This window comes from Psittacicella melopsittaci, from assembly GCF_003585925.1.
Taxonomy (GTDB): Bacteria; Pseudomonadota; Gammaproteobacteria; order Enterobacterales; family Psittacicellaceae; genus Psittacicella; species Psittacicella melopsittaci.
The window spans coordinates 1-26,797 of the sequence record NZ_NRJH01000049.1 but is presented as its reverse complement, the minus strand read 5'-3'; the positions used below and the strand labels follow the sequence as shown (position 1 = coordinate 26,797).

Below are 26,797 nucleotides of genomic sequence, written 5' to 3'. Positions count from 1 at the left end.
TTGTTATGCTTTTGAACAAAAAACGATCAGTTTTTCGGTCATTTGACAACTTTTTGAAAATTAATTAATAAATAATTATTTATAACAAAAAATTCTTGTTAAAATATTAATACAGATTAGAAATTATAAATAAAAAAAGCAACCTTATAATTACACTAACAGTGTTAAATTATATCATTTTTCCACACACGTTTGTTACCTAAATAAAGCTTATTGGGTGCAGGATATATTATATGAAGCTATTCAATAATTTCCTTATCCCTATTGCTACGCAAAAGCTTTATCTGAAGGTGCAAAAGTGTTTTAATCCAAAACACTTTTGCCCCTGCTTATATTTTTATAAACTTAATTTCTTACCTAAATACTTCTATAGTTTTAAAGATAAGCTTACCTCGGCATATCCCTTAAACAGTAATCTACTATCTAAATTTTTCTCCCCTAATTTTGAAAGAGATAAAAGTACACCACATGTAAAATATCATTATTTTGATCTTTTACAAAATCTAACTCTGGCAGAAATATTAAGCGAGAGTGAAATTCACAAAAATAAAGTTTTTATTAATTTCAAAAAACAAATAGCAAATAAGCTAAATAATCATGAAGTTAATTGCTTAGTAAAAAAATGTATTTTTCTCTATCATAATCTTGATAGCTTTTTCGCAATAAAACTAGCGAAAAATTCGTACATAAATATACAGTCAAAAAGTAAAAATTCTACTCTTAATATCAAAGTAAATTTTAAACCTGTACAAGCATACTTTGAAAATAACGTCTGTGATAAGTATGTAAATAGTGTACAAAGAAAAAAATTACTTGAAGATTATGATTTTTCTCCTTGGCAAGCTATTAACCTTCTTAGTTTATACAATGCTATAGGTGATGAAACAAAGCATAATTTCGGTTATCTAGATAGCCATTTTACTGATCCAACCAATGTATACATGTATTACTTTATCCAAAAATTAAAGGATAATCTCCAATACTATGTATATGCTAATTTAATTGAAGATTGGAATAGTGATTTACTTGTAAAACCAAGCAATAGTTTTATTGCTCCAAGCATAAAGAGATTACCACTATCACGTAAACCATTTATTCGTAATCCTCGAGTTTTTAACTTACTTGCTTTATTTACTAAAGAGCAACTATTTGCCTTCAATGGTAATTTCATTGCCAGTCAAGCTCCGACAATTTTTCGCAATTTTTCTTTAGTCGAAGATCAAATTGTTAAAGATGAGATGCTAATGATTGTAAATCGCAATGGAGTAGTGCAAGAAATTGGTAAAGAAAGTGAGCTAGCAAAACATATCAATAAATTAGATAACGGTTATTTTGGCATATGTACAGGTATGAAAAAACCTTATGAAGTAAAATCTAGTCACACTGTTTATATTACTGATAACTATGTGGTTATTGATCTGCACGGAGCAAAAATTTGTTCAGGCTTTATCGCCCCAAATTTAAAAAGCTTTGCCAATGTTGACTTTAATAATTCTCCTTCAAATAGTCTTGTTAAACAAGCTATTTGTCAGTGTTTAGCTCAAGGTATTACTACTATCCGTTTTAGTAACAACAATAATCTCGGTTATAGTAGCATTGCATGGATCGAGCAAGTTGCAAAACTACGCAAAAAGATTCCGCAAATTATCTCAGGCATAAATGCAGAGAATTATGACGGAGTTGACTTTTACGGAGATACAACCCAAAAAATTTATCGGCAAACCTTTAAACAGCAATTAGATTACTTATATACTTTAGAAAAATGCGGCTTATCAAGTTGTACAATTAATCAGCAAACTTCTCTTTTCTCTTTAAATGTTTTCCTCAATTATTACTACCAAAATAAATTAACCGTAAAAACATTAGGTAAAGAGAATAATCTTACTGATACAATTAACTACTTACTTAGTCTCGATACTTTTGAGTATATAAACTATCGTAAGGCTATTTTTTTAGAATTATTTAGTCAATCTCCAACAAAACTTGTTAAGAGCAAACCTTCTTTATTACCTTATTCTAAATATAGTCTCCAGAAAAATCCTATATTAAAAAAATATAGTAGTAAAGAAGAAGAGATATTTGCCGTAGACAATAGTCTGGCAAATTATCATCTTGACAATCGCTCTTTCAGTTATTCACACTCAATAGCATTCAATAACCTTAACCCTGTAATTAATCAATATATAAAAATAAAGGCTTTTAAACCTCTTATTAAAGTACAGGCTGATTTTAAACAAGAAAGTCAAAAAAATAAATTTATCCTCATTGCTGACATGAAGTTTGTTGATAAGGATTTGAATTTAAATTGGCTAAAAAACTGTAATGTAGCGACAAATCTTAGTCAAGATAAAATCAAATTATTACCAGATTGGTGTTACTACTCTTGTAGAAACTTAGAAGATTTTAGATATTTAAAATCAGATCGAGCTTTTATGAATCTAGAACACCTTGAAGGCAATACTATTTATCAACAAGAAAAACTTGAGGCAAAATTTGTTAAACGAGTTTGTCGTGAAGAAGCTCTAGCTATTCAATTAAGTGCAGATACAGCTTTTAGATATTATGCTTTTAGTGAGGCTGATTACGGTAAAAATAATATTAAAACCTTATTTAAATACCTAGATCAAATAAGCATTAGTCGGTTATTAAATCTTAATTTCCCTAAATATGAAAAAGTTAATTTTGTTCAATTAATTAAAAAGTATGCAGATTCTTCTCTGGCAAATTTACAGTACTTTAATAGTCAAGTTGCCAAAGCATTTAATTTATATCACCCTGAAAAAGTAGGAAGTATTGGCTATATTAGAAAAGGGTGTCTTGCTAATTTTGTCATCTTGAATGCACAAAATTATGTAAGTTCAACATGGGTACTTGGCATTTGTTGTCATAACAAAAGCAATAAGCTAAGTTTTTAAGGTTATTTTTAATTTTTTGCTCCTATAGTTTAACTATAGGAGTTTTTTATTACTGAATTAAATTAATTTATTTTTGCATGCGATAATTAATTTTAGCAGCTAAAACGGATATTTTATTTAATTTTCGTTTAATTTTAATTTATTAAAAATCAACATTATAAAAACTTTTTCAAAAAAAAGTATTGACTTTAATTATCTAAAAAGGCATAATAAGCAGGTACCAAAGAGGAAGACAGGAAAGAAAAAGAAAAACAAAGTTCTTCTTTCATAAATGTCTTTCAAGAATTGCACAAAGATTTTTTGGCTATGTAGCTCAGCTGGTTAGAGCACAACACTCATAATGTTGGGGTCACAGGTTCGAATCCCGTCATAGCCACCATTATTTTTGCGGGAATGGCGAAATTGGTAGACGCACCAGATTTAGGTTCTGGCGCCGGAAGGTGTAGGAGTTCAAGTCTCCTTTCCCGCACCACTTTTACGTTGGGGTATCGCCAAGCGGTAAGGCAACGGGTTTTGATCCCGTCATCCCTAGGTTCGAATCCTAGTACCCCAGCCATTTTTTATGTGCGGGAATGGCGAAATTGGTAGACGCACCAGATTTAGGTTCTGGCGCCGAGAGGTGTAGGAGTTCAAGTCTCCTTTCCCGCACCACTTTTTTCTTTGTTGGGGTATCGCCAAGCGGTAAGGCAACGGGTTTTGATCCCGTCATCCCTAGGTTCGAATCCTAGTACCCCAGCCATTTGTTTCGGACTTATATGATATAATCATATAAGTCCTTTTTTTATGTCTCTAATTTGCTATGCATAATTTCGAAATAGAAAAAATTATAAATCAACTTCTTGATTCAGATAAATATTCAGATTACACCGTTAATGGTCTCCAAGTACAAGGTCGTGATCAAGTACATAAAATCGTTACTGGAGTAACGGCAAGTCAAGAATTAATTGACTATGCAATTGAGGTTAAAGCTGATGCTATTCTTGTCCATCATGGTTACTTTTGGAAAGGATCAGATCCGCGATTAGTAGGTTATCATTACCAACGCATTAAAAAACTAATTAAAAATGACCTCAACCTCTTTGCTTACCATCTTCCTCTAGATTTTAATTTAGAGTTTGGTAATAATGTGCAGTTAGCTAAATTATTTAATTTAAACAACTATTATTACCTTCCAGAATCTAAAGAAATCTTAATTTGTGAAGCTGAGCACGAACTAGATATAAATGAATTTAAAGCTCTTGTTGAACAAGCTCTAGGTAAACAAATTCTTCATATTGGTAAAAATGCTAAAGAGAAAATTAAAAAAATTGGCATATGTTCAGGGGGCGGACAATCTTTTATTGACCAAGCTTATGCTTTAGGTTGTGACCTCTATATGTCAGGAGAAATCTCCGAATATACTACTCACTCGGCTGTAGAACAAGGTATTCATTACTTTGCTTTAGGGCACCATGACAGTGAAAGATATGGGGTTAAAGTTTTAGGGGAATACTTACAACAAAAGTATAACCTTGAAGTTATTTTTAAAGATTGCCCAAATCCAGCTTAAAAAAAAGAGTCTTCGCGTGAAGACTCTTTTTTTTATTGGTGCGGGAAACAAGTGTAGTCCGCAAATCCTTGTCCTTTTAATTCATTAAACTCTGCTTCAGTTAAAAGTTTTGTACTAAGCAGATGTTTATTATTAACAGGCTCGTGAGATTCTAGTTTTATTTTATTTAAATAGTCAATAAACTCTTTTCTTTGGGCTTCAATTTCCTTTTTCTTGAAAAAGCCATATAATACGCCAATTCTTCGTGCGATAGCAAAGCACGTATCTATGAGGAGAATATTTGGAAATAACTCTTGAATCTCATCTTTTACAAGCGGAAAGTGAGTACAAGCTAAAACTATTACGCCTAGATTAAGCTCGTCATTATTTAACCAAGGGGCAAGAATTTTGCGTAAATCCTTATTAGTTTCTTTATGACGAATTTTTGCTTCTACATACTCAACTAAATCTGTTGTCCCAAGAAGAGAGACATTATGTCCAACAGGTTCGGTATAGAACTCGATAAGTTTTAACACATAAGGACGAGCAATAGTTGCTTTAGTTGCTAATAAACCTATAGCTTTATTGGTTTGCCCTTTGCTTACTAAGTATTCAACTGCTGGTTTTAACGCTGGAACTACCCCTATTACAGGTATTTTAACTTTTTCTCTTAATTGATCTAAAATTAAAGTTGATGCCGTATTACAAGCTATCACCACTAAATTTATTTCTAGTTCTTCGATTGCTCGCGAAATTAATGGAATTAATTTTTCAATTAAGACACTATCAGGTCTTTCTGAATATGGAAATAACTCATTATCAAAAAGAAAATAATAGTCAAAAAAGTCAAAATAGGTATTTTCAACTTGTTTTAAATGGGATAATCCCCCCATACCTGAATCAAAAAATAAGATTCGTGGTTTTCTGGACATATATTACTCTCTATGGTACGGATGATTATTATTTAAACTCCAAGCACGATATAAAGCTTCGGCAACTACCACTCGCACAAGAGGATGGGGCATGGTTAAATTAGAAATAGACCAAGACTCGTGAGCAGCTTGTTTAACCTCATCGCTTAGTCCTTCTGGTCCACCTATAAGCAGATATACATCTCGACCATCATTTTGCCAACGATTTAAATGCTTAGCCAGCTGATGGGTATCATAAGGCTTACCAGGAATATCTAAAGTAACTATATAACCTTTGCCACATACTTTAAGTAATTCTTTACCTTCTTCTATGGTAATGCGATTTATATCAGCACTTTTTGTTCGTTTTTTATTATTTATTTCAATTAATTCTAATGGCATATCTTTGGGAAAACGGCGCTGATATTCTTTAAAACCAGTGGTTACCCAATCTGGCATAGATGTGCCAACAGCAACTAAGTACAATTTCATACAATAAGATAAAAGTCTTGAGCAGGCTCAAGACTATTTAGAAAATTATTTAAATTAGGCCCAGAGTTTTTCTAGCTCGTAAGACTTTCTTGCTTCATCTTGCATAATATGCACCATAACTGAACCAAAGTCTACGACAATCCAATCTCCAGTATTGCGCCCTTCAGAACCAAAACTCTCAACACCTGCTTTTTTCATTTCATCAATTAAGTGTTCAGCTAAGGCTCCACAGTGACGGTCAGATGTACCAGTAACAATAATCATGGTATCGGTTACTGATGACTTGCCTACGACATTAATTTCGCACGGCTCTTGAGCTTTTAAATCATCAAGTTTATCTAAAATATAAGAACACATTTGTTCTTGAGATTCTAACATCATGAATAGTTTAACCTTTTTTTGTCTTCCCGTATTCAGAACGATTTACGACTGTGTTTTATTAATTAATTTTAATACGGATTAAGTCTATTAAATTATACCACATGTTGCAATTATTCAAATAAAAGATGAAAACTTAGCTAAAATTTCATATAATAAACAGGTTAATTTTTGAGACAAAACAGAATTTTTTCTTTAGCTTATGAGCTTTTTCTCTTTTACTTTTATTTTATTTTTTCTCATAGTTATTAGTATTTATTGGCTAATCTCTTCTAAAACTCCTAAACTACAAAATCTAATCTTATTTATAGCAAGTCTAGTTTTTGTTGGTTTTGTGCATTACTACTTTGCCGGAGTTTTACTCTTATATGCCATTTTTGTCTATTTGGCACAAAAAGCCATTAATAAATCTGTAACAAAAAATCTGGCAAAACATCTTGTTGTAGCTCGTGAGTTTTCGCAGCAGCAATACTCACTCCAAGTAGCACAATTTTGCCAAGATAAACAAAATCTAGCTAGCCTTGAAAGTCTTTTAGAAAAATCAGAGGCAAGTGTTAGCTTAGAATCACTTATTGCCCAAGCAGAATATACTAAGACCTTACAACAAATTCTGCAAGAGCTGCAAAAAATCCTTAAACAAAAACAAAATGAGCAAACTGGAGTTGTTGACTATAACAGACTTCTTAGCTCCAAGCTTTTAGCCTATTACACTGAGTTATACAATTTAACCCAGGTAAAAGATCTAACAGCGCAAGACCTGTGCTTTATTAATCAAAACTTCCGTTATGCTGACTCTTTAAGTAAAGACCTAGATTTAATTCCTGAAAAGGATCTAAGGCAAGACTACAAACAAAAGTCAGAGTCATACACTGAAGTTATCGAACAAAAGCAATTATCAGCACAAAAGTTTTTCAAAATAGTTAATAAATCTTTAGTGCCTGGTTATGGTTTTGCTATAGCAATTTTTCTCAGTTTACTACCTTTAATTTACTTTAAATATCATGATTTTATCTATATAAATGTAGTAAACTTCTTTCATGCTTTAGGATTTGCTACTGCAGGGGGCTTTGTTAATGTAATTCCTATTTTAGGAATTTCTTACTATACCTTTAATAGTATTTCACTTTTAGTATCGGTAAAAAGAGGGGAAATTAAAAGTCCTTCTCTCTTAACTACCTTAACTTTTGTAACCTATTTCCCAACTATAGTTGCAGGTCCAATTAACCGTGCAACTGTTTTAATCCCACAATTAAGTCAAAAGCGTAAACCACAAAATGTAAATCTTATCTTTTACTTTTTAACCTTGGGTATTGCGAAAAAATGGCTCTTGGCTACTAGCCTTTCTATGTACTTTGTCCAACCTATTTTTGGTTCGCCAGACAATTATAATAGTATAGAAATTCTCCTTGGCGTTTATGCTTATGCCTTCCAGCTTTATTTTGACTTTAGTGGTTATACTGATCTAATGTTTGCTTTAGGGTTATCTTTTGGTATTACCCATCCGCAAAATTTTAATAACCCGTATATTTCTTTAAATATTAAAGATTTCTGGACTAGATGGCATATGTCTCTAAGTTCTTGGATTCGCGATTACATTTATATTCCTCTTGGTGGGAATCGACATGGCTTTATGTTAGCCCAATGCTACACAGTAATTGCTATGGTGCTTTCAGGAATTTGGCATGGTTCAACACTTAATTTTGCCTTATGGGGTGTGCTACATACTCTAGGTATAATTGGGGTTAACCTCCTCAACAAAGCTTCGAGCTTTAGAGTGCAGAATTATAGTAAATACCTTGCGCGTTTGCTTACATTTAATTATGTATGTTTAACTTGGATTTTCTTTAATTCTGATGACTTACCTTCGGCCTTAAATCTAATTGAAAATATTTTTACCAATATTAAGCAACCTTTATCAGAACCTTTAGCTATAGCAAGCTTAATTGCTATTTTTATTTACTGGAGCCTTTTACCAAAAGTACAGCTGTTAATGGACAGAATCTACAACTTTAGTACTAAATGCAGAACTTCTTTATTTATTACTCTGTGTATTTTTGTTCTCTGTATAACCATTAACTTCTCTCCTTCTGGTGTACCTCCATTTATATACGCTAGTTTCTAAGTTAATCCCTTATGATTAAGAAAATACTAATTAGCTTTATCTCTGCTTTGGTTGTCCTCTTTTGGCTTTTTCAAGGCTCAATTAATAACTATTGGACTGCTAACTACAGCAGTCCTTCCCCTCTAACCAAATTAGATAACATTAAAATTTGGAAATTTGGGCAAACTATAAACGATAGTATTCTTTGGGTAAAAGAAGCTATGTTTAATGCTTATAATACTCTGGGGCAAAATATTAACGATTCGCTCAATAAAGGACTTGTAACGCCCATTGAACAAGCAAGTGCCCATGAAGGAGAAGGAGAAGAAAATTCTCCGCCACCTGTGGCTAACGATGACTTTAAAGAGCTGATTGAAAAGCAAGTGCAAGAAAACCCTTATAGCCATGTGCTCGAAGCCAATAAATTTGCTCTAGGAACCAAAGATGTAGTAGCAGGTGAGCTTGACTATGTTACATATAGCTTTGCTCCTGAAGCCTTACCTATAGTATTACGTCCAGGCGATGAAGTACTTATTGTCGGAGATTCTTTACAACAGGCTGTAGGCAGACAGATTCGCTCTTATTTAAGTCAAAACTATAAGATTACTTCTAAAGACTTATCTAAGCAATCAACTGGTTTATTAAACCCAAATAACTTAAACTGGAATGAGACTATCACCAATGAACTATCTCGAGCTAATAATTATAAACTTTTAATTGTAATGCTCGGAGCTAACGATAACTATGGTCTCTATGATAGTGAAAGTAAACGTGGTTATAAATTTGGTTCTGAAGCTTGGAAAGCCCATTATTTACAAAGAATAATGTCAATTATGTACCAAGCACGGACACATAATGTAAGTGTAATCTGGATAAGCGTACCTAACCTACGTAATCGTGATCTAAACGATAAAATGCATCTGCTTAATGAGTTATACAGCTCGGCAGCCCAACAATATGGGGTATTATTTTTAGATGCTAACAAACCTTTAGGTTTAAATTCTACCCAATTTGAACCTAGTTTAGTTTTAAATGGACGCATGATTAAAACACGTGCCGATGATGGTATTCACTTTACCATTCCAGGAGCACGCTTAATTTCTAATTATGTTTTAAGCCATGTGATTTATGAAGCACCTATTCAGGAAAATAACACTCCTGAGCAATAAATATCATGATTAAAAAAATTTCCAAACTTACCATAGCCCTTGCTGTGCCCCTCATATTGCTTAGTTGTAGCAATGACAATGAAATGGGACACTATAAAGATTATATAAGTAGTGGTAGTTTTATTATCGATTACTCAGCAGATAATCCTCGCACGCAAATTCTTAAAGAGAAAATAGCCAACGCTAAAAGCCAAGGCTTAACTATAGTGCAGTTAGGAGATTCACATACAGCTGCTGATGTAATGTCTATGTACACGAGAAATCGCTTACAGCAATTTCTCGGCAAAGGGGCAATTGGCTTTATTGAACCGATTAATGTCCCAGGGCAGTACAATAGTTTAATTGGCTTTAAACGCCAAAACGTTTCGCTCATTAACTCAAGAACGCAAAGAAATTACGATTATGCCTTTGGCGGAATAATTGCTAGCTTTAACTCTCGTGGTTCAATTGAGTATCGCGGCATCAATGGTAACTCAATAGCCTTTTCTGAGCTTAATTTAATTGCCCGTTGTACAGATACGCGTACTTGTACAGCAACTATTAGTTCAAATGCAGGGACAAGCACCTTAAAAATTAATAGTAGTATTTGGAATACCTATTCAATTTTTGTCCAAGGTGATTACCGTATTTCAGCAAACGCTAACCTAGAAGTTGCGGGCATGTATATTAATAATACTAATCAAGGGGTAACCTATTCTGCCTTAGGTTCGAATGGAGCTACTATTTATCATCTTGATGCCTGGAATAAAAATTGGATAGAGGCTTTAGCAGCTTTAAAACCAGATCTAGTAATTTTAGCCTACGGTACCAATGAGAGTTACAATAACAACTATAACTCTAATCAGTACATAGCCGATTACACTAAACTGGTTAAATTAATTGAAAGTAATACCCAAGCACAAATCATGATTCTTTCTAATCCTGATAGCTTAAATAAAAACATTAATCCTAATCTAGCTAATGTGCAGTGTAATAATTTACAAGCAGCTACGGTTGACCGTGTTCACCGTGATTTAGCTCTTATTGCCCGCGATAACAAATTACTTTATTGGGATTGGCGTGGAGCTATGGGCGGCAAATGTTCAGCTCTAAAACTAATGGAACAAGGTGTAATGCGAGCTGACGGCGTCCACTTTACGGCAAAAGGTTATAGTTTATTTGGTTACCAACTTGCCCATGATATTTATAACCTGCCTAAAGCCAAATAAAAAAAAAGACCCAAATGGGTCTTTTTTTATTACCAACTTCCTCCAGCACCACCGCCACGTGAGCCACCTCCACCGAAGTTACCACCACGCGAGCCACCACCAAAGCCTGATCCTCGTGAACCACCAAAATTTCTTCCTGATGATCCCCCTCTACCATTACCATGATTTTGTAAGTAGCTGGCAACTAGAGCTAAAATTGTAATTAGAGTATTGAAAAAGTTTTTCCTTTTGCCATTACTTTTTTGTGATAGTTTAACAAGTTTATTGCTAAAAAATGACAAAATAAAGATTACGGCAAAGGCTATGTATAGCGTAAAAAAGAGATAAGGGAATATTTTATCAAACCAACTTTCTTGCTCTTGATCAATATCACTCGAAGTTGTTAACTCAAGAGGAATATTATTATTGGCTATTTGTATAATCGCATTAACTGTTTGCTCTATGCCTAAATAATAATTCTCATTGATAAAATTACTGCGTAAATACCGTCTTCCCATACTAGAAACTAGGGCGTCCGTTAAATAGCCTTCGGCACCAGGTCCTGTGGCAATAAAGTATTTACGATCTTCTTTAGCTATTAAAATTAATACACCGTTTTGTTTAGTTTTATCACCTATTGCCCAAGAGTTCATTAAATTAAAACTATAATTGGCTATAGGTAAATTGCCAGTTGAATTAACCATAACAACTACTAGCACTAATTGCTGGCGTTGGTTAAATTCAGTTAGTTGTTGATTTAATTGTGCTAACTGTTGCGCCGTTAAGGTATTAGTATAGTCATTAGCTGGAGTAAGCTGAGCAGGAATACTTGGCAAACTCGTTTGGGCTAAGCTAAAGGGCACAAACCATAAGCAAAGACAAAAGGTGATAAAGTATTTAAGTTTTTGCAAAATCAATTAGTTTCCAAAATCTACTACAGGAGCATTTTGAGCTCCAGAAACAGCCTGAAAATATGGCATAAGTTTAAAGCCTAAAATACTACCAAACAGATTATTTGGGAAGGTTTTATATAAAGTATTAAAAGCTAAAACTTTTTGGTTAAAATCATCACGAGCAAAAGCTATGCGATTTTCAATTCCTTCGAGTTGAGCTTGAAGATTGAGAAATGCTTCATTACTTTGTAAGCTCGGATAGTTTTCCGTAACCATTAATAAACGCGATAAAGCTCCACTTAAGCCATCTTGAGCTTGTTGTAATTTTTGTAAATTCTCTTCACTTAAATCATCAACACTTAACTTAATATTAGTTGCACTTGCACGAGCATTTACAACATCAGTTAAGGTTTTTTGTTCAAAATTAGCTTGTCCTTTTACTGTGTTTACTAAATTTGGCACTAAATCATAGCGACGTTGATATTGCGTTTCAACTTGAGCTAAAGCAAGATTAACTTGTTGCTGACTCGCACTTAAAGTGTTATATGTACCAACTAGTTTTACGGCAATTAAGCCTACTAAAGCTAAAATAGCTAATAAGACAATATATCTTTTTTTCATTTAAAATTATTACCTTAGGCAAATTCTTGGTTAAATGCCTTATTATAAGCTTGTAAGGATTTTTCTTGAATTTTTTGTACTTTTTCTAAAGCTATTTTAAAAGTTAGCTTACCATTTATTACATTTTGAATTAAACGATAAACATCCCATTGACGGGTAATTTCAATATCAACTAAAGGTAAGTGGGCAAACTCATCTCCACTTAAATGAATTTGTTTTGCCGCTTCAATAAAGTTGCGCTGATAGTAAATATTGAAAAGACTAGTTTCTTGTGCCATAAGTACAAGATCTTCAAGTTTACCGCCAAGGTAAGCGTCAATACTAGCCACTAAAGTGTAGTAAATATCGACAATACTTTTTATTTGTAAGCAAAGAAAATCATCGGTATCTTGCTTTTGACTATAATAATCAAAACCTGTATTAAAGAGACTAATAGTGTCTATATAAGTAGCAAGAAGCTCATCTAAAAACTCTAAAGATTCTTGACTTACCTTGTCCGATGGATGTTTGATAATATTTAAGCTTTTAGCAATAGAATCAAGATCTTCGAAAAAGTTACTTACAAGATAAATATGTTCTTTTTCTAACTCAAAAAAGCTATTAACATTTAACTCAGTAACTTGTTTGTCTTCAAGTTGAGATAAAATCTCTGAAAAAGATAAATCAAGATCAGTTAAAGTATTTACTGTATAACGTATTTGTTGTTCAATGTTTGTTGCTATAGCTATACCTAGATAAGCACCAGTTAATTTTTCATAACGGTTTTGGATAGGATTAGCATAAATAGCTTCTTCACGAACAGGATTTAATAAAACTTTATGATCTAACAAATGGGCATTATACATTTAAATTTTTCTCTCGGTAAATTTACGTAAAGCTTCTAACATTAAGGCTGGACTTTCAACTGGAACATCTTGATGAATACCATGACCTAAATTAAATACATGACCACGGTTAAATTCAGCACTATTAAAGTCATGTCCTTGAGCAAAGTCATTTACTGCCAGCTCAACGGTTTGATTTATAACTTGTGCATCAGCATAAAGAACAGAAGGATCTATATTACCTTGAATAGCTACTTTATCACCAACTAATTCTCTTGCCTTACCTAAATCTACAGTCCAATCCACTCCTACAGCATCTGCACCCGAAGCTGCAATTTGCTCGAGCCATAAACCACCACCTTTAGTAAATAAAGTAACTGGAACACGGCGTCCACGTGCTTCACGTTTTAAGTGGCTGATTACAAGTTGCATATACTCTAAACTAAAGGCTTGATATTCACGATGAGCTAAAACACCACCCCAGGTATCAAAAATCATTACTGCTTGTGCCCCTGCTTCAATTTGGGCATTTAAATAATTTGCTACATTTATCGCTAAATTATGTAACAGCTTATGTAATGCCTGCGGTTGGGTATAGAGCATGTGTTTAATTTTTGTAAACTGTTTTGAAGGCTTACCTTCAACCATATAGGTTGCTAAAGTCCATGGACTACCACTAAAGCCAATTAAAGGTACTTCACCATCTAAAGCATGGTGTATTTTACTTACGGCATCCATTACATATTTAAGCGAGGTATTTGGGTCTAAAATACCTAATTTTTCAATATCAGCTAAAGAGTTGATAGGATGGGTAAAGTGTGGACCTTCACCTTGAGCAAAGTATAAGCCTAGACCTAAAGCATCTGGAATAGTTAAGATATCGGAAAATAAAATAGCTGCATCAAGAGGGTATCTGCGTAAAGGTTGTAAGGTTACCTCACATGCTAACTCAGGATTTTTGCACAGAGACATAAAATCTCCAGCTTGAGCACGCAGTTCACGATATTCTGGTAAATAACGCCCCGCTTGGCGCATCATCCAGGCAGGAGTACGTTCGGTCTTTTCACGTAATAAGGCTCTTAGATATAAGTCATTTTTTAATTCTGTGGTCATATTCTCTCTCTACTTTATAATCCCCCATATTATACGACCTTTACTCTTTTTTTGCCAAGAAAAAAAGCCTTTCATACAAGATGAAAGGCTTGGAATACTTAAATGAGATTTCGGTAAATTTTATTAAATTAATTTATCTGTAATTGCTTGTCTAATACGCATGTATTCTTTACGTTTAGCATCAGCGTAACCAGTACCTGATGGGATTAAACGACCAACAACAACGTTTTCTTTTAATCCACGTAAATCATCACGTTTACCAGCAATAGCTGCTTCTACAAGAACACGAGCTGTTTCTTGGAATGAAGCTGCAGAGATAAATGATTCCGTTGCTAATGAAGCTTTAGTGATACCTAGTAATTCACGACGGTAACCAACTAATGGTAAGCCCATTCTTGAACGAGCACGGTTTTCAAGTTGAATTTTCGATAAATCAACTTGTTCACCTAAGATAAAGTCTGAATCAACTGGATCAGTGATTACAACTTTTCTTAACATTTGACGAATAATTACCTCGATGTGTTTATCGTTAATTTTCACACCTTGTAAACGGTAAACTTGTTGTACTTCGTCAACGATGAACTCAGTTAAGGCTACTACACCACGTAAACGTAGGATATCTTGTGAAGCTTCTGGACCATCGGAAATAACGTCACCTTTCTTAACTTCTTCACCATCGAATACGTTAAGTGTACGCCATTTAGGAACTAAAACTTCCCAAGCTTCACCTGCTACTTCACCGTCACGTCCAAATGGAACTATACGGATACGTTTTTTATCTTTAGTTTCTTTACAGAAAGATACACGTCCTGAGATTTCTGCAAGAATTGCAGGCTCTTTTGGACGACGAGCTTCGAATAAGTCAGCAACTCGAGGAAGACCACCCGTAATATCTTTTGTACCTGAACCTTCAATCGGCATACGAGCAATTGGACGACCTCTTTCAATACGGTCACCATCGCTAATAGATACGATTGTTTTAGGTTGGAGGATAATTTGTGCTGGTAAGTTACTATCTTCTAAGATAATGTCATTACCTTCTTCGTCAACAATTTTAATCATTGGACGTAAGTCACGTGCAGATTGTGGACGTTGACCAACATCAAGAACGGTAATGCTTGAAATACCAGTAGAGCTATCTGAAACTTCTTTTACAGATTGACCACTGATAATATCTACGAATTTAGCGTAACCAGAAACATCTGAAATTACAGGAGTATTATGTGAATCCCATGTTGCAATTTCTTGACCCACGCTTACAGCATCATTATTTTTAACTTTTAAAATTGCACCGTAAGGAACGCGGTGAACCTCACGTTTAGTACCATTTTTATCAACAATAATTAGCTGAGCTTTACGCGAAACAATTACTAAATCGCCATCTGGATTATCAACTACTTTATAGTCTTCTAAGCGAACAAAACCGTCTGTTTTCACTTTGATTGAGTTCTCAGAAGCACCACGAGTTGCAACCCCACCTAAGTGGATTGTACGCATGGTTAACTGTGTACCTGGCTCACCGATAGATTGAGCAGCAATAATACCTACAGCTTCACCTTCTGAAATCATTTGACCACGAGCTAGGTCGCGACCATAACAGTGAGCACAAACACCATGCTCATTTTCACATAATACAGGTGAACGTACATAAACTGAGTCAATGTGGTTGTCATCTAAAACATTACATAATTCTTCAGTTAATAATTCACCACGTCTAATTAAAATACGGTCACTATCATCTGGAGAAATTACATCACGTGCTACTACACGACCTAAAACACGGTCACGTAGACGTTCTTTAATATCACCACCCTCAATTACCGCAGTCATTAATAATGCGTCTTGAGTACCACAGTCATCTTTAGTAATTACTACGTCTTGAGCAACGTCTACTAGACGACGTGTTAAGTAACCTGAGTTAGCTGTTTTAAGAGCTGTATCTGCAAGACCTTTACGAGCACCGTGCGTAGAGATGAAGTACTCTTGTACGTTTAGACCTTCACGGAAGTTTGAGGTAATTGGTGTATCGATAATCGAACCATCTGGACGAGCCATTAGACCACGCATACCAGATAATTGACGTACGTTACCAATCGAACCACGGGCACCTGACGTTGACATCATGTATAAAGAGTTCATTGACTCTTGTTGTACTACATTACCATCAGCGTCTACAACATCATCTTTTTCAATGTTAGCCATCATTGCTTTAGTGATTTGATCTGAAGCACGTGACCAAATATCGATAGTTTTGTTGTATTTTTCCCCTGCAGTTACAAGACCGTCAGCAAGTTGTTTTTGTACTTCGGCAACTTCTGCATAAGCTTTTTCTACAATTTCATATTTAGCTGCAGGAATCTTCATATCTTCGATACCGATTGAAGTTCCTGATAAAGCTGCATATTTGAAACCTGTATACATGATTTGGTCAGCTAAAGCTACAGAAGCATCATTACCTAAATCACGGTAACAAGTATTTAATACTTGAGAAATTTGTTTTTTACCTAATGGACGGTTAAAAATCTCGAAGCGCATTCTCTTCGGAGCAATTTGCCATAAAATAGCACGCCCTACAGTTGTATCATAAACTGTATCTACTGGAATTAAACCATCAACACTATTGTCTTGCATAGTGATAGATAATTTTTCTTCCGGCACTTCGCTAATGTCTAACCATTCTGTAATTCTTACTTTAACTTTAGCATGAAGTTCTGCTACCCCAGTTTGGTATGCAATTTCAGCATGTTTAGGGCTAGCAAATACCATACCTTCACCTTTAACATTGATCAGATCACGAGTCATGTAGTATAAACCTACCACCATGTCTTGTGAAGGAACAATGATTGGCTCACCATTTGCAGGAGAAAGAATGTTATTGTTAGACATCATTAACACACGAGCTTCTAATTGAGCTTCAAGAGTTAATGGTACGTGAACCGCCATTTGGTCACCATCGAAGTCCGCGTTGAACGCCGCACACACTAATGGGTGAAGTTGAATTACTTTACCTTCGATTAGAATAGGTTCGAACGCTTGGATACCTAAACGGTGAAGCGTAGGAGCACGGTTTAAAAGAACTGGGTGCTCTTTAATTACGTAATCTAATGCATCCCATAATGCAGGTTCTTCACGTTCTACAATACGACGAGCTGATTTAATACTATCAGCAGCACCTGTAGCCATTAAACGACCGTAAACGAATGGACGGAATAACTCTTTTGCCATAAGTTTAGGTAAACCACATTGGTGTAATTGTAGATAAGGACCTACTGAGATTACCGAACGACCTGAATAGTCAACACGCTTACCAAGAAGGTTTTGACGGAAACGACCTTTTTTACCTTTAATAATATCTGCTAAAGATTTAAGAGGACGTTTGTTAGATCCAGTAACCGGACGTGAACGACGACCATTATCTAATAATGCGTCCACAGACTCTTGTAACATACGTTTTTCGTTACGTATGATCATTTCAGGAGTTGGGTTTGAAGGATCAGTTAAACGTTTTAAACGGTTGTTACGGTTAATTACCGAACGATATAATTCGTTTAAGTCAGCTGTAGCAAAACGACCACCATCCAGTGGAACTAATGGACGTAATGCAGGTGGTAACACTGGTAATACCGTTAAAATCATCCATTCAGGTTTGTTTCCTGATTTATCAAATAAATCAAGAAGTTTTAAACGTTTAGAATATTTCTTACGTTTAGTTTCAGAGTTAGTGCTTTCTAACTCTTCTTTTAAGAATTCAATTTCAGCTGGGACATCAATAGCACGGATTAGCTCAAGAATAGCTTCAGCACCCATAAGTGCTTTCCAATCTGAACTACCGTAGATCTCAACATAGTTTTCGTATTCTTCTGGAGTTAATAACTGTCCACGTTGTAAATCACTGTGTAAACCTGGATCTACAACAACATAGCTATCAAAACGAATTACACGGTCAAGATCATTTAATGTCATATCTAAAATCGTACCGATACGACTCGGTAACGATTTTAGGAACCAAATGTGAACAACAGGTGCAGCTAACTCAATGTGTCCCATACGTTCACGACGTACTGAAGACTTAGTAACTTCTACACCACATTTAGAACAGATAACACCACGGTGTTGCTTTAAACGTTTATATTTACCACATAAACATTCATAGTCATTTACCGGACCAAAGATTTTTGCACAGAATAAACCATCAGTTTCAGGTTTAGATGTACGATAGTTAATTGTCTCAGGTTTTTTAACTTCACCGTGAGACCAACCTCTAATTGTCTCTGGACTAGCTAAACTAATAGTAATCGCATTAAATGCGTTGTCATCTGAACTCGTAAGTTGCATTTGCTCTAAATAGCTTCTAGAATTTTTCATGTATTAGCCGCCTGGTTTATTTTTCAAAGTCCATATTTAGACCAAGAGAGCGAATTTCTTTAATTAATACGTTAAATAACTCTGGGAGGTTAGCTTTCATTTCTTGCTTACCATCAAGGATGTTTTGGAAGATTTGACGACGACCTTCGATATCATCTGATTTAACAGTTAACATCTCTTGTAAAGTATAAGCAGCACCATATGCTTGTAATGCCCACACTTCCATCTCACCAAAACGTTGACCACCGAACTGAGCTTTACCACCTAAAGGTTGTTGTGTAACTAAACTGTATGAACCGATTGAACGGGCATGCATTTTATCATCAACTAAGTGGTTAAGTTTTAACATATACATGTAACCAACAGTAACCGGACGGTCGAATTTTTTCCCTGTTCTACCGTCAAATAGTGTAATTTGACCTGTAGTTGGTAATTCAGCTAGACGTAAAAGATCCTTGATTTCTTCTTCAGTTGCCCCGTCAAATACAGGTGTAGCTACTGGAAGACCATCTTTTAAGTTATTTGCTAAAGTAATAATCTCTTCGTCAGTAAATTCATTGAGATCTACTTTTTGACGATTATTGTGACCTACATCATATGCTTTTTGGATATAGCTTCTTAGTTTTTCAACTGAAGCTTTAGCTTCAAGCATTTTGTTAATTTGATCACCAATACCTTTAGCTGCTAAACCTAAGTGAGTTTCAAGAACCTGACCCACGTTCATACGTGAAGGTACCCCGATTGGGTTTAACGCTAGATCAATCGGATAACCGTGTTCATCGTACGGCATATCTTCTACAGGGTTGATTTTTGAAATAACCCCTTTGTTACCGTGACGACCAGCCATTTTATCCGCAGGTTGAATTTGACGTTTAATTGCAAGATAAACTTTTACAGTTTTAAGAACTGTAGGTTGTAAGTTATCGCATTTAATAATTTTTTCACGTTCAACAGCAATACGACTTTCGATGCTATTTAGATGTTGTTTTGCAGATTCTGCTAATTCTCTTAGCTCTGCAGTTGCCTCTGGGCTATTTACCGATAAGTTAGATAATTCTTCTAAATCTTGTTCAAGAACAAATTCACGTTTTGCACCGTGCTCAATTAAGATGTTGCGCATACGTGCTTTAATCGAACCTACAATGATATCAACTTCTTCGCGGATATCACTTTCAGCTTTTTGAATCATCTCTTTTTGGATTAATTCGGTACGAGCATCCACAGGTACATCTTCACGTGTAAATACTTGTACATCAATAACTGTACCAGAAACTGAGTTAGGTACGCGTAATGAGTTATCTTTAACTTCAGCAGCTTTAATGTTGAAGATTTGATTTAATAACTTCATTTCCGCATAGTTAGTTGTGTTTTGCTCTGTTTTTGGCGTAACACGACCAACAAGAATATCACCACCTTTAACTTCAGCCCCAATGTGAATAATACCTGATTCATCAAGTTTACTTAATAAATCTTTATTCACGTTAGGAATATCAGCAGTAATTTCTTCATTACCTTGTTTAGTTTCACGAGCTGAACATACTAACTCTTGAATATGGATTGAAGTAAAGCGATCATCTTGAACAACACGTTCAGATACTAGAATCGAGTCTTCATAGTTATAACCATTCCAAGGAATGAAGGCAATACGCATGTTTTGCCCTAAAGCTAACTCACCTAAGTCAGTAGCTGAACCATCAGCTAGTACTTCACCACGATGAACTACATCACCAATGTTTACACATGGAGTTTGGTTAATAACTGTATTTTGGTTAGATCTTCTATATTTAATTACTTTATAGATATCTACACCAGAATCACCAATATCACACTCTGATTCGTTTACTTTAACTACAATGCGTGCACCATCAACATATTGCACTACACCACCACGACGAGCAACAATAGAAACACCTGAGTCAAGTGCAACTACTTTTTCCATACCTGTACCAACTAGAGGTTTTTGCGCTCTTAAAGTTGGAACAGCTTGTTTTTGCATGTTTGCACCCATTAGAACACGTTTTGCGTCATCGTGCTCAAGGAATGGGATTAGAGCCGCAGCTACAGATACAATTTGTTGTGCTGACACGTCCATGTAAGAAATTCTTTCAGGTGGGAACATACCCGTCTCACCACCACAACGTGCAGGAACTAATTCAGTTGCAAATGAGTTGTCTGGATTTAATTTAGCATTCGCCTGAGCGATTACTACGTCAGTATTTTCTTCTAGGGGAGATAAGTATTCAAACTCTTCGGTAACAATACCATTTACTACTTTACGGTATGGAGTTTCTAAGAAACCATATTTATTTGTACGCGCAAATGTTGCTAGGGTATTGATTAGACCGATGTTTTGACCTTCAGGTGTTTCGATCGGACAAATACGACCATAGTGAGTTACGTGTACGTCACGGATTTCGAAGTCAGCACGTTCACGAGTAACACCACCTGCACCTAAAGCAGAAATACGACGTTTGTGAGTAACTTCAGCAAGAGCATTGTTCTGATCCATGAATTGAGATAATTTAGAACCAGAGAAGAATTCACGCACAGCTGAAGAAACTGGTTTGTGGTTGATTAACGCTTGCGGAGTTAGGTTTTCTAAGTCACCGTGAGTTAAACGCTCACGAACTGCACGGTCAACACGAACTAAACCAACACGGAATTGGTTTTCAATCATTTCACCTACAGCACGAATACGACGGAAACCTAAGTGATCCACATCATCAACGCTTTGTGTACCATTACGTACAGCTACTAATTTTTGTAATACTTTAACTATATCTTTAGGACGTAAAGTTGACTCTTCTTCAGAAACTTCATCTTTGCTAATACCTAAAGATAAGTTAAATTTCATACGACCTACTACTGATAAATCGTATCTATCTTTATTAAATAAAAGGTTATTAAAATATTTAATTGAAACATCAGAATCACGGTGACTAATGTCAGCGTCTGCATCTGATTGTTCATCATTTAAAACTTTATAAATTTCGAAACACGCTGAAGGGATATCTGTAGTTGTATCACGGCGTAATGTTTCTGAAATATAAGCACCTTCTTCTAACTCATTAGTATAAATAGTTGAGAAGTCAGTTACTAAGTGTTCTGAAAGGATTGAGAAAGCGTCTTCTGGAAGAATATCATTTGCTTGGTAGATTACGCTATCAGTTACATTAGAGATAATGTCTTTACGTACTACACGATCTGCCAGAATTTCTGTTGGACATTCAACCCATTCAACGGCATCATTGCGTAATTGTTTAACAACACGTTCGGTAACTTTACGACCTGCTTCACTATATACTTTTTCGTCAGTTTTAATAGGCCAAGGTAGTACCTCACCTTTAATTTTTGAGAAAATGTTAGTAGTGATAAACAGTTTGCCGTCAATAATTTTATATGCAACTTCAGAGAAAAATTGTGCTAAGATTTCTTCAGTGGTATATCCTAATGCGTGTAAAATTACAGTTGCAGGTAATTTTTTACGCTTATCGATACGCATATTAATAATATCTTTTGTATCGAATTCAAAATCTAACCATGAACCACGGTAAGGGATAATACGTGCACTGTAAAGAGTTTTACCAGATGAGTGAGTTTTACCTTTATCTGATTCAAAAATCACACCCGGTGAACGGTGTAACTGGCTTACTGTTACACATTCTGTACCATTGATTACGAATGAACCGTGTTCAGTCATAATTGGAATTTCACCGAAATAAACACGTGATTCTTTTGCGTTGCGAACTTGTCGACTCGACTTGTTATCATAAGTAACAAGACGTAAGTTTACATGTAATGGTACTGCGTAAGTTTGACCACGAATTTGACATTCTTGTGGGTTATATAATGATTCGCCTAGTTCATAATCAACGTATTGTAACTCAGCTAAACCATTATTACTTTGAATAGGAAAAATTGAACGGAATACCGATTCCAGACCTTGTTTACCTTCAGGATCTTTGGTAATGAATTTTTTGAAAGATTCAATTTGAATTGAAAGTAAATATGGAACGTTTAGGATCTCTTCCTTTTTACCGAAATTTTTACGAATTCTTTTCTTTTCGCTGGGAGTCAACGACATACATTCGCCTCATTTAAGTAGTTTTTTTTAAAGCACAAAAAGCTGAAGACTTATTATATAAGCCCTCAGCTCTTTTGATATGTAATAGTTAATAATAATCTACATCAAAAAATAGATTAATTATTTAACTTCAGCTTCAGCACCTGCTTCTTCTAATGCTTTTTTCAGTTCTTCAGCATCAGCTTTAGCTACGCCTTCTTTAACTTTAACTGGAGCTGATTCTACTAAATCTTTAGCTTCTTTTAAGCCTAAACCAGTTGCAGTACGAACTGCTTTAATTACAGCTACTTTGTTAGCACCAACAGATTTTAATTCAACATCAAATTCTGTTTTCTCTTCAGCAGCTTCAGCAGCACCACCAGCTACAGCTACAGCAGCTACAGCAGCAGATACACCGAATTTTTCTTCCATTGCAGATACTAATTCTACAACTTCCATTACTGACATTTCAGCAATTGCATCTAAAATTTGTTCTTTAGTTAATGACATAATTTAATTTCCAAAAAGTAATTGATTAATAAATTGAGTTATTATGCAGCTTCTGCTTCTAATTTATCAGCAAGAGCTTTAAGTGTACGAGCAAGTTTACCTGCCGCAGCTTCTTTCATAGTACCAGCAAGACGTGCTAAAGCTTCTTCTAAAGTTGGTAATGAAGCTAAAACATCGATGTTTGCAGGAGCGATGAATTCACCATTGTATGCAGCACCTTTGATTTCGAATTTTTGGTTTTCTTTAGCGAAATCACGGAATAGACGTGCAGCAGCACCTGGGTGTTCGTTAGAAAAAGCTACTAATGAAGGACCTGTGAAAGTATCTGTTAATACTTCTAAGTCAGTGTCTTTAACTGCACGACGTAATAAAGTGTTACGTACTGTACGAACGCTTACACCAGCTTCACGAGCTTTTTTACGAAGCTCAGTCATTTTTGTTACAGATACACCACGTGCATTTGCAACAACTGCAGATAGAGCACTTTTGGCAGCTTCGTTCACTTCAGCAACAATTACTTGTTTGCCTTCTAATTTTAACGCCATTTTATAGCTCCATGTTCTCTTAATTGAGAGGTTAATATAAATAAGAGGGATACTCTTATTACCATAAACAGGAAGCAGTAATAAATAAGTTGTATATTAATTATCTGCCCCATCTACGTAGGAAATTAAGACTTGCGTCACCTACGGTCTTCGACTTACCATATTCTCACGAATATGTAGGTCAGAATTAAATCGCAGATTAGCAATTAATCTGCTATTTATGAAAAAATCTGATTATTCTAAACCAGCTACATCTACTGTTAAGCCAGCACCTTGAGTTGTGCTTAAGCTAACTTTTTGTAAGTAAACACCTTTAGCGTTTGCAGGTTTAGCTTTACGTAAAGCATTTAATAATGCAGTTAAGTTACCTTTGATCGCAGCAGCTTCGAAATCTAATTTACCGATTGAAGCGTGAACGATACCTGCTTTATCATTACGGAAACGTACTTGACCTGATTTAGCGTTTTTAACAGCTTCTGCTACGTTTGGTGTAACTGTACCTACTTTAGGGTTAGGCATTAAACCTTTAGGACCTAAGATAGTACCTAATGCACCTACTACACGCATAGCTTCTGGAGAAGCGATTACTACATCAAAGTCTAAGTTACCAGCTTTAACTGAAGCTGCTAAGTCTTCCATACCTACTACGTCTGCACCAGCTGCTAAAGCTGCTTCAGTGTTAGTAGTGAATACAGCAACACGTACTGTTTTACCTGTACCGTGTGGTAACACAGTTGCACCACGAACTGTTTGATCTGATTTACGAGGATCAATACCTAAGTTCACTGCAACATCTACTGATTCAACGAATTTTGGTGAAGCAATTTCTTTTAATAATGCTACAGCTTCGTCAAATGCGTATACTTTTGTTTTATCAACTTTGCTGTTGATTAGTTTTTGACGTTTAGTTAATTTAGCCATTTATCAATTACTCCTCAACATCTAGACCCATTGAACGAGCTGTACCAGCGATAATTCTCATTTTCGCTTCGATGTCAGCACCTGTTAAATCAGGATTTTTCATTTCAGCAATTTCACGTAATTTGTCTTTGCTGATCACACCAACTTTATCTTTGTTAGGACGTGAAGAACCTGATTTTAATCCCATTGCTTTTTTCAGTAATACTGAAGCAGGTGGAGTTTTAGTTTCGAAAGTAAAAGATCTGTCAGAGTATACTGTGATAACTACAGGAACTGGTAAACCTTTTTCGATGTTTTCTGTACGAGCGTTGAATGCTTTACAGAATTCCATAATTGAAACACCTTGTTGACCTAAAGCAGGACCAACTGGTGGAGCTGGGTTAGCCATACCAGCTGCAACGTGTAATTTCACGTATGCTTGAACTTTTTTAGCCATTTTTAAAATTCCTAATTGTGGGTCAGCGTAGATTTATATTCTACTCCCCGTAATTAAATGATTAGTTTAATTTATTTAAACTCTTTATAATGCTTTCACACAATAAAAAGCTTGCAATATTATATCACAAATAAAAAGTGTTGTAAAGTCTTAACAATGAAAAAATGCATAGAAAATTCTATGCACTTTATCTTAAGCTTCAGGGGCAATATCTAACTCGTTTGCTTTTAATTCAAGCACACGTTTTGCACCCATAAATTCGATCGCAACGCTTACTTTGTCTTCACCTGGAGTAGAGTTAGGTTCTACCGCTACAACTTCTCCTTCATAATGTGAAAACTCACGGCGTTTAATCACAACTTTATCACCAGCTTTAAATTTAATATTCTCTGTAGGTGATAATTCAGATTTTTTAACTAGATCTAAGATTTTCTCTAATTCAGATTTTTTCATAGGTTCTGGTTGTTTACCTTTTTGGTGTCCAACAAAACCTAAAATATGAGTTACGCCACGAACTAAGTTTAAAGTCGTGAAGTTCATTTCCATCTGAATAAAGATATAACTTGGATAGAGTTTACGCTCTGTTTTTCTAACTTTTGTCCCTGTACGGGTAATTACAGTTTCTACTGGGATAATAATTTGGCCAAAGTAGTCTTGGTAATCAGAATCTTTAATAGCAGCTTCTAGTAGAGTATATGCTTTTTGCTCATAAGCTGAAACAGTTTGTACAATATACCATTTGAAGTTTTCTTCATGTGGATTTACTTTTTTTGTTTCAACTTGATCTACAGTAGCTTCATCTTGAAGTTCTTGAAACTCTTCAAACTCAAAATCACCATTATCTTTCACTTGTTCAGCCATTTTTAAAATCTCCAAGTGGTAATTAAGTTAACAAAATATTGGATTACAAAGTCAAAAATCCAGAACATGAAAGAAACTAATACCGAAATTAACACTACAATAATCGATGTTTGTAATGTTTCTTTACGTGTTGGATAATAGATTTTTTTTAGCTCAAGCATAGATTCCATAGCAAACTTAAGGAATTTACGACCTTGATTGGTTACTAAAAACGCTACTAAAGCTAAAACAATCGCTACAATAACTGCAAGTAATCTTACTACAGGGTTTAAACTAGCGTAATATTGATTTCCTAATGAAACACCAACTACTAAGGCAATAGTAATTAGCCATAGAATACCATTTGTCGCAGCACCTAATTGTCTTTCTTCAGGTTTTTGCGTTACAACGGTTGAAGCTTTCTTTGGCTTACCAGGTGTTTTATTATTTACGGCGTTATTACTCATTGAATACTCAAAATAATAATTACAATGTTACCTTTTATTATTTGGTAACGTTCAAAAAATACCTAAGACATTTTACCACAATATGGCACTTTTTTTCAATAAAAATCGAAAAAAAAGAGCAATAAGCCCCTGACAAACTGCATAACTCAGATTGCTATAAATTACAAAACTTTTAAATAGGATAATTTTTACATTGAGGAATTATCGATTAACTCTAGATAAAGTAAGGAGTAGTAATAATTTCTTACCCAGCCTTTTTATAATTATAAACAGCTAAATATGACAATTAAAGTTATATGTGTATATAGATAAACAAATAATCCTTTAGCATTCTCTAATCAAAAACAATAAACTACTTAAAGTCTATTTATAACTTCACCACGCAAATATTTTCAGTTAATACATTTAACCTTTACATGAGTAAGTAACTGTAATAAATATCAACTCTTTCTCCTAATTAGCAGTCTTATTTTCGTGCTTTACAAAATTTTTATTACAAAAAAACCTCGAACTTTACA

The 26,797-nt window shown here is 34.8% G+C and carries 19 protein-coding genes, 5 tRNA genes and 1 pseudogene; 10 read left to right on the top strand and 15 right to left on the bottom strand.

The annotated features are described in order from the left end of the window. The first annotated feature begins 233 nt into the window (after positions 1–233). The 7 genes from CJP74_RS05825 (at position 234) to CJP74_RS05795 (ending at position 4,464) form a co-directional block, all read left to right on the top strand. Complete coding sequence (locus CJP74_RS05825) at positions 234–2,915, top strand: hypothetical protein (protein WP_119497334.1); 2,682 nt, start codon at positions 234–236, stop codon at positions 2,913–2,915. 302 nt (positions 2,916–3,217) lie between these two features. Next, positions 3,218–3,294, top strand: a tRNA-Met gene (locus CJP74_RS05820). An 8-nt stretch (positions 3,295–3,302) separates the two neighbouring features. Then, positions 3,303–3,387, top strand: a tRNA-Leu gene (locus CJP74_RS05815). A gap of 9 nt (positions 3,388–3,396) precedes the next feature. Continuing rightward, positions 3,397–3,471 (top strand) — tRNA-Gln (locus tag CJP74_RS05810). 10 nt (positions 3,472–3,481) lie between these two features. Next, positions 3,482–3,566 (top strand) — tRNA-Leu (locus CJP74_RS05805). A gap of 13 nt (positions 3,567–3,579) precedes the next feature. After that, positions 3,580–3,654, top strand: a tRNA-Gln gene (locus CJP74_RS05800). Between the two features lie 60 nt (positions 3,655–3,714). Next, positions 3,715–4,464 carry a Nif3-like dinuclear metal center hexameric protein gene (locus CJP74_RS05795; protein ID WP_119497333.1) on the top strand — a complete coding sequence of 250 codons (750 nt, stop codon included), beginning with the start codon at positions 3,715–3,717 and terminating at the stop codon, positions 4,462–4,464. A 32-nt stretch (positions 4,465–4,496) separates the two neighbouring features. Here the strand turns inward: CJP74_RS05795 and murI are convergent, their stop codons facing one another. Genes murI through rsfS form a run of 3 tightly spaced genes read right to left on the bottom strand, consistent with a single transcriptional unit; the run spans position 4,497 to position 6,227 of the window. After that, positions 4,497–5,375: a glutamate racemase gene (gene murI / locus CJP74_RS05790; RefSeq protein ID WP_119497332.1), complete on the bottom strand. Its 879-nt coding sequence runs from the start codon at positions 5,373–5,375 to the stop codon at positions 4,497–4,499. Positions 5,376–5,378: 3 nt separating this feature from the next. Continuing rightward, the gene (gene rlmH, locus CJP74_RS05785; RefSeq protein WP_119497331.1) at positions 5,379–5,846 is read right to left on the bottom strand and encodes a 23S rRNA (pseudouridine(1915)-N(3))-methyltransferase RlmH; all 468 of its coding nucleotides are present in this window, start codon (positions 5,844–5,846) and stop codon (positions 5,379–5,381) included. Between the two features lie 54 nt (positions 5,847–5,900). Next, positions 5,901–6,227: a ribosome silencing factor gene (gene rsfS, locus CJP74_RS05780; RefSeq protein ID WP_427909968.1), complete on the bottom strand. Its 327-nt coding sequence runs from the start codon at positions 6,225–6,227 to the stop codon at positions 5,901–5,903. A gap of 331 nt (positions 6,228–6,558) precedes the next feature. Here rsfS and CJP74_RS05775 point away from each other — a divergent pair, with 331 nt between their 5' ends. The 3 genes from CJP74_RS05775 to CJP74_RS05765 all read left to right on the top strand — a co-directional run bounded on the left by CJP74_RS05775 (position 6,559) and on the right by CJP74_RS05765 (position 10,702). Continuing rightward, a complete protein-coding gene (locus tag CJP74_RS05775) occupies positions 6,559–8,346 on the top strand; it encodes an MBOAT family O-acyltransferase (protein WP_222986971.1) in 1,788 nt (595 codons plus the stop codon). An 11-nt stretch (positions 8,347–8,357) separates the two neighbouring features. After that, the gene (locus CJP74_RS05770; protein ID WP_119497329.1) at positions 8,358–9,494 is read left to right on the top strand and encodes an SGNH/GDSL hydrolase family protein; all 1,137 of its coding nucleotides are present in this window, start codon (positions 8,358–8,360) and stop codon (positions 9,492–9,494) included. Positions 9,495–9,577: 83 nt separating this feature from the next. Continuing rightward, positions 9,578–10,702, top strand: coding sequence for a GDSL-type esterase/lipase family protein (locus tag CJP74_RS05765; RefSeq protein WP_222986969.1), 1,125 nt, complete (start codon positions 9,578–9,580; stop codon positions 10,700–10,702). Between the two features lie 29 nt (positions 10,703–10,731). On the opposite strand, the gene CJP74_RS05760 is transcribed toward CJP74_RS05765, so the two are convergent. From CJP74_RS05760 to secE, 12 genes and pseudogenes are all read right to left on the bottom strand, one after another. Beyond that, on the bottom strand, positions 10,732–11,592 hold the full coding sequence (locus CJP74_RS05760; RefSeq protein WP_222986966.1) for a TPM domain-containing protein: 861 nt from the start codon (positions 11,590–11,592) through the stop codon (positions 10,732–10,734). A 6-nt stretch (positions 11,593–11,598) separates the two neighbouring features. Then, on the bottom strand, positions 11,599–12,195 hold the full coding sequence (locus CJP74_RS05755) for a LemA family protein (protein WP_119497326.1): 597 nt from the start codon (positions 12,193–12,195) through the stop codon (positions 11,599–11,601). 14 nt (positions 12,196–12,209) lie between these two features. Next, a complete protein-coding gene (locus CJP74_RS05750) occupies positions 12,210–13,040 on the bottom strand; it encodes a YjaG family protein (protein ID WP_119497325.1) in 831 nt (276 codons plus the stop codon). Beyond that, positions 13,041–14,132, bottom strand: a complete 1,092-nt coding sequence (hemE, locus tag CJP74_RS05745; protein ID WP_119497324.1) for a uroporphyrinogen decarboxylase — start codon at positions 14,130–14,132, stop codon at positions 13,041–13,043. Positions 14,133–14,315: 183 nt separating this feature from the next. Then, positions 14,316–18,497: pseudogene (rpoC, locus tag CJP74_RS05740) on the bottom strand (DNA-directed RNA polymerase subunit beta'); the annotation flags it as partial. 16 nt (positions 18,498–18,513) lie between these two features. After that, on the bottom strand, positions 18,514–22,581 hold the full coding sequence (gene rpoB / locus CJP74_RS05735) for a DNA-directed RNA polymerase subunit beta (RefSeq protein ID WP_119497322.1): 4,068 nt from the start codon (positions 22,579–22,581) through the stop codon (positions 18,514–18,516). Positions 22,582–22,701: 120 nt separating this feature from the next. After that, positions 22,702–23,070: a 50S ribosomal protein L7/L12 gene (rplL, locus tag CJP74_RS05730; RefSeq protein ID WP_119497321.1), complete on the bottom strand. Its 369-nt coding sequence runs from the start codon at positions 23,068–23,070 to the stop codon at positions 22,702–22,704. A gap of 41 nt (positions 23,071–23,111) precedes the next feature. Further along, complete coding sequence (rplJ, locus tag CJP74_RS05725; RefSeq protein ID WP_119497320.1) at positions 23,112–23,615, bottom strand: 50S ribosomal protein L10; 504 nt, start codon at positions 23,613–23,615, stop codon at positions 23,112–23,114. A 234-nt stretch (positions 23,616–23,849) separates the two neighbouring features. Beyond that, positions 23,850–24,536: a 50S ribosomal protein L1 gene (gene rplA, locus CJP74_RS05720; protein WP_119497319.1), complete on the bottom strand. Its 687-nt coding sequence runs from the start codon at positions 24,534–24,536 to the stop codon at positions 23,850–23,852. 7 nt (positions 24,537–24,543) lie between these two features. Beyond that, on the bottom strand, positions 24,544–24,972 hold the full coding sequence (gene rplK / locus CJP74_RS05715) for a 50S ribosomal protein L11 (protein ID WP_119497318.1): 429 nt from the start codon (positions 24,970–24,972) through the stop codon (positions 24,544–24,546). A 192-nt stretch (positions 24,973–25,164) separates the two neighbouring features. Beyond that, a complete protein-coding gene (gene nusG, locus CJP74_RS05710; RefSeq protein ID WP_119497317.1) occupies positions 25,165–25,833 on the bottom strand; it encodes a transcription termination/antitermination protein NusG in 669 nt (222 codons plus the stop codon). Between the two features lie 2 nt (positions 25,834–25,835). Further along, positions 25,836–26,279: a preprotein translocase subunit SecE gene (gene secE / locus CJP74_RS05705; RefSeq protein ID WP_119497316.1), complete on the bottom strand. Its 444-nt coding sequence runs from the start codon at positions 26,277–26,279 to the stop codon at positions 25,836–25,838. Between the last annotated feature and the right edge of the window lie 518 nt (positions 26,280–26,797).

What these genes read in the sequence shown, in the direction of transcription:
- CJP74_RS05770 (WP_119497329.1), top strand. Translation starts at nt 8,358, where the DNA reads ATGATTAAGAAAATACTAATTAGCTTTATCTCTGCTTTGGTTGTCCTC.
- CJP74_RS05755 (WP_119497326.1), bottom strand. Translation starts at nt 12,195, where the DNA reads ATGAAAAAAAGATATATTGTCTTATTAGCTATTTTAGCTTTAGTAGGC.
- murI (WP_119497332.1), bottom strand. Translation starts at nt 5,375, where the DNA reads ATGTCCAGAAAACCACGAATCTTATTTTTTGATTCAGGTATGGGGGGA.
- rsfS (WP_427909968.1), bottom strand. Translation starts at nt 6,227, where the DNA reads ATGATGTTAGAATCTCAAGAACAAATGTGTTCTTATATTTTAGATAAA.
- secE (WP_119497316.1), bottom strand. Translation starts at nt 26,279, where the DNA reads ATGAGTAATAACGCCGTAAATAATAAAACACCTGGTAAGCCAAAGAAA.
- rplK (WP_119497318.1), bottom strand. Translation starts at nt 24,972, where the DNA reads ATGGCTAAAAAAGTTCAAGCATACGTGAAATTACACGTTGCAGCTGGT.
- nusG (WP_119497317.1), bottom strand. Translation starts at nt 25,833, where the DNA reads ATGGCTGAACAAGTGAAAGATAATGGTGATTTTGAGTTTGAAGAGTTT.
- rplA (WP_119497319.1), bottom strand. Translation starts at nt 24,536, where the DNA reads ATGGCTAAATTAACTAAACGTCAAAAACTAATCAACAGCAAAGTTGAT.
- rlmH (WP_119497331.1), bottom strand. Translation starts at nt 5,846, where the DNA reads ATGAAATTGTACTTAGTTGCTGTTGGCACATCTATGCCAGATTGGGTA.
- rpoB (WP_119497322.1), bottom strand. Translation starts at nt 22,581, where the DNA reads ATGTCGTTGACTCCCAGCGAAAAGAAAAGAATTCGTAAAAATTTCGGT.
- hemE (WP_119497324.1), bottom strand. Translation starts at nt 14,132, where the DNA reads ATGACCACAGAATTAAAAAATGACTTATATCTAAGAGCCTTATTACGT.
- CJP74_RS05765 (WP_222986969.1), top strand. Translation starts at nt 9,578, where the DNA reads ATGGGACACTATAAAGATTATATAAGTAGTGGTAGTTTTATTATCGAT.
- CJP74_RS05795 (WP_119497333.1), top strand. Translation starts at nt 3,715, where the DNA reads ATGCATAATTTCGAAATAGAAAAAATTATAAATCAACTTCTTGATTCA.
- rplJ (WP_119497320.1), bottom strand. Translation starts at nt 23,615, where the DNA reads ATGGCGTTAAAATTAGAAGGCAAACAAGTAATTGTTGCTGAAGTGAAC.
- CJP74_RS05750 (WP_119497325.1), bottom strand. Translation starts at nt 13,040, where the DNA reads ATGTATAATGCCCATTTGTTAGATCATAAAGTTTTATTAAATCCTGTT.
- CJP74_RS05825 (WP_119497334.1), top strand. Translation starts at nt 234, where the DNA reads ATGAAGCTATTCAATAATTTCCTTATCCCTATTGCTACGCAAAAGCTT.
- rplL (WP_119497321.1), bottom strand. Translation starts at nt 23,070, where the DNA reads ATGTCATTAACTAAAGAACAAATTTTAGATGCAATTGCTGAAATGTCA.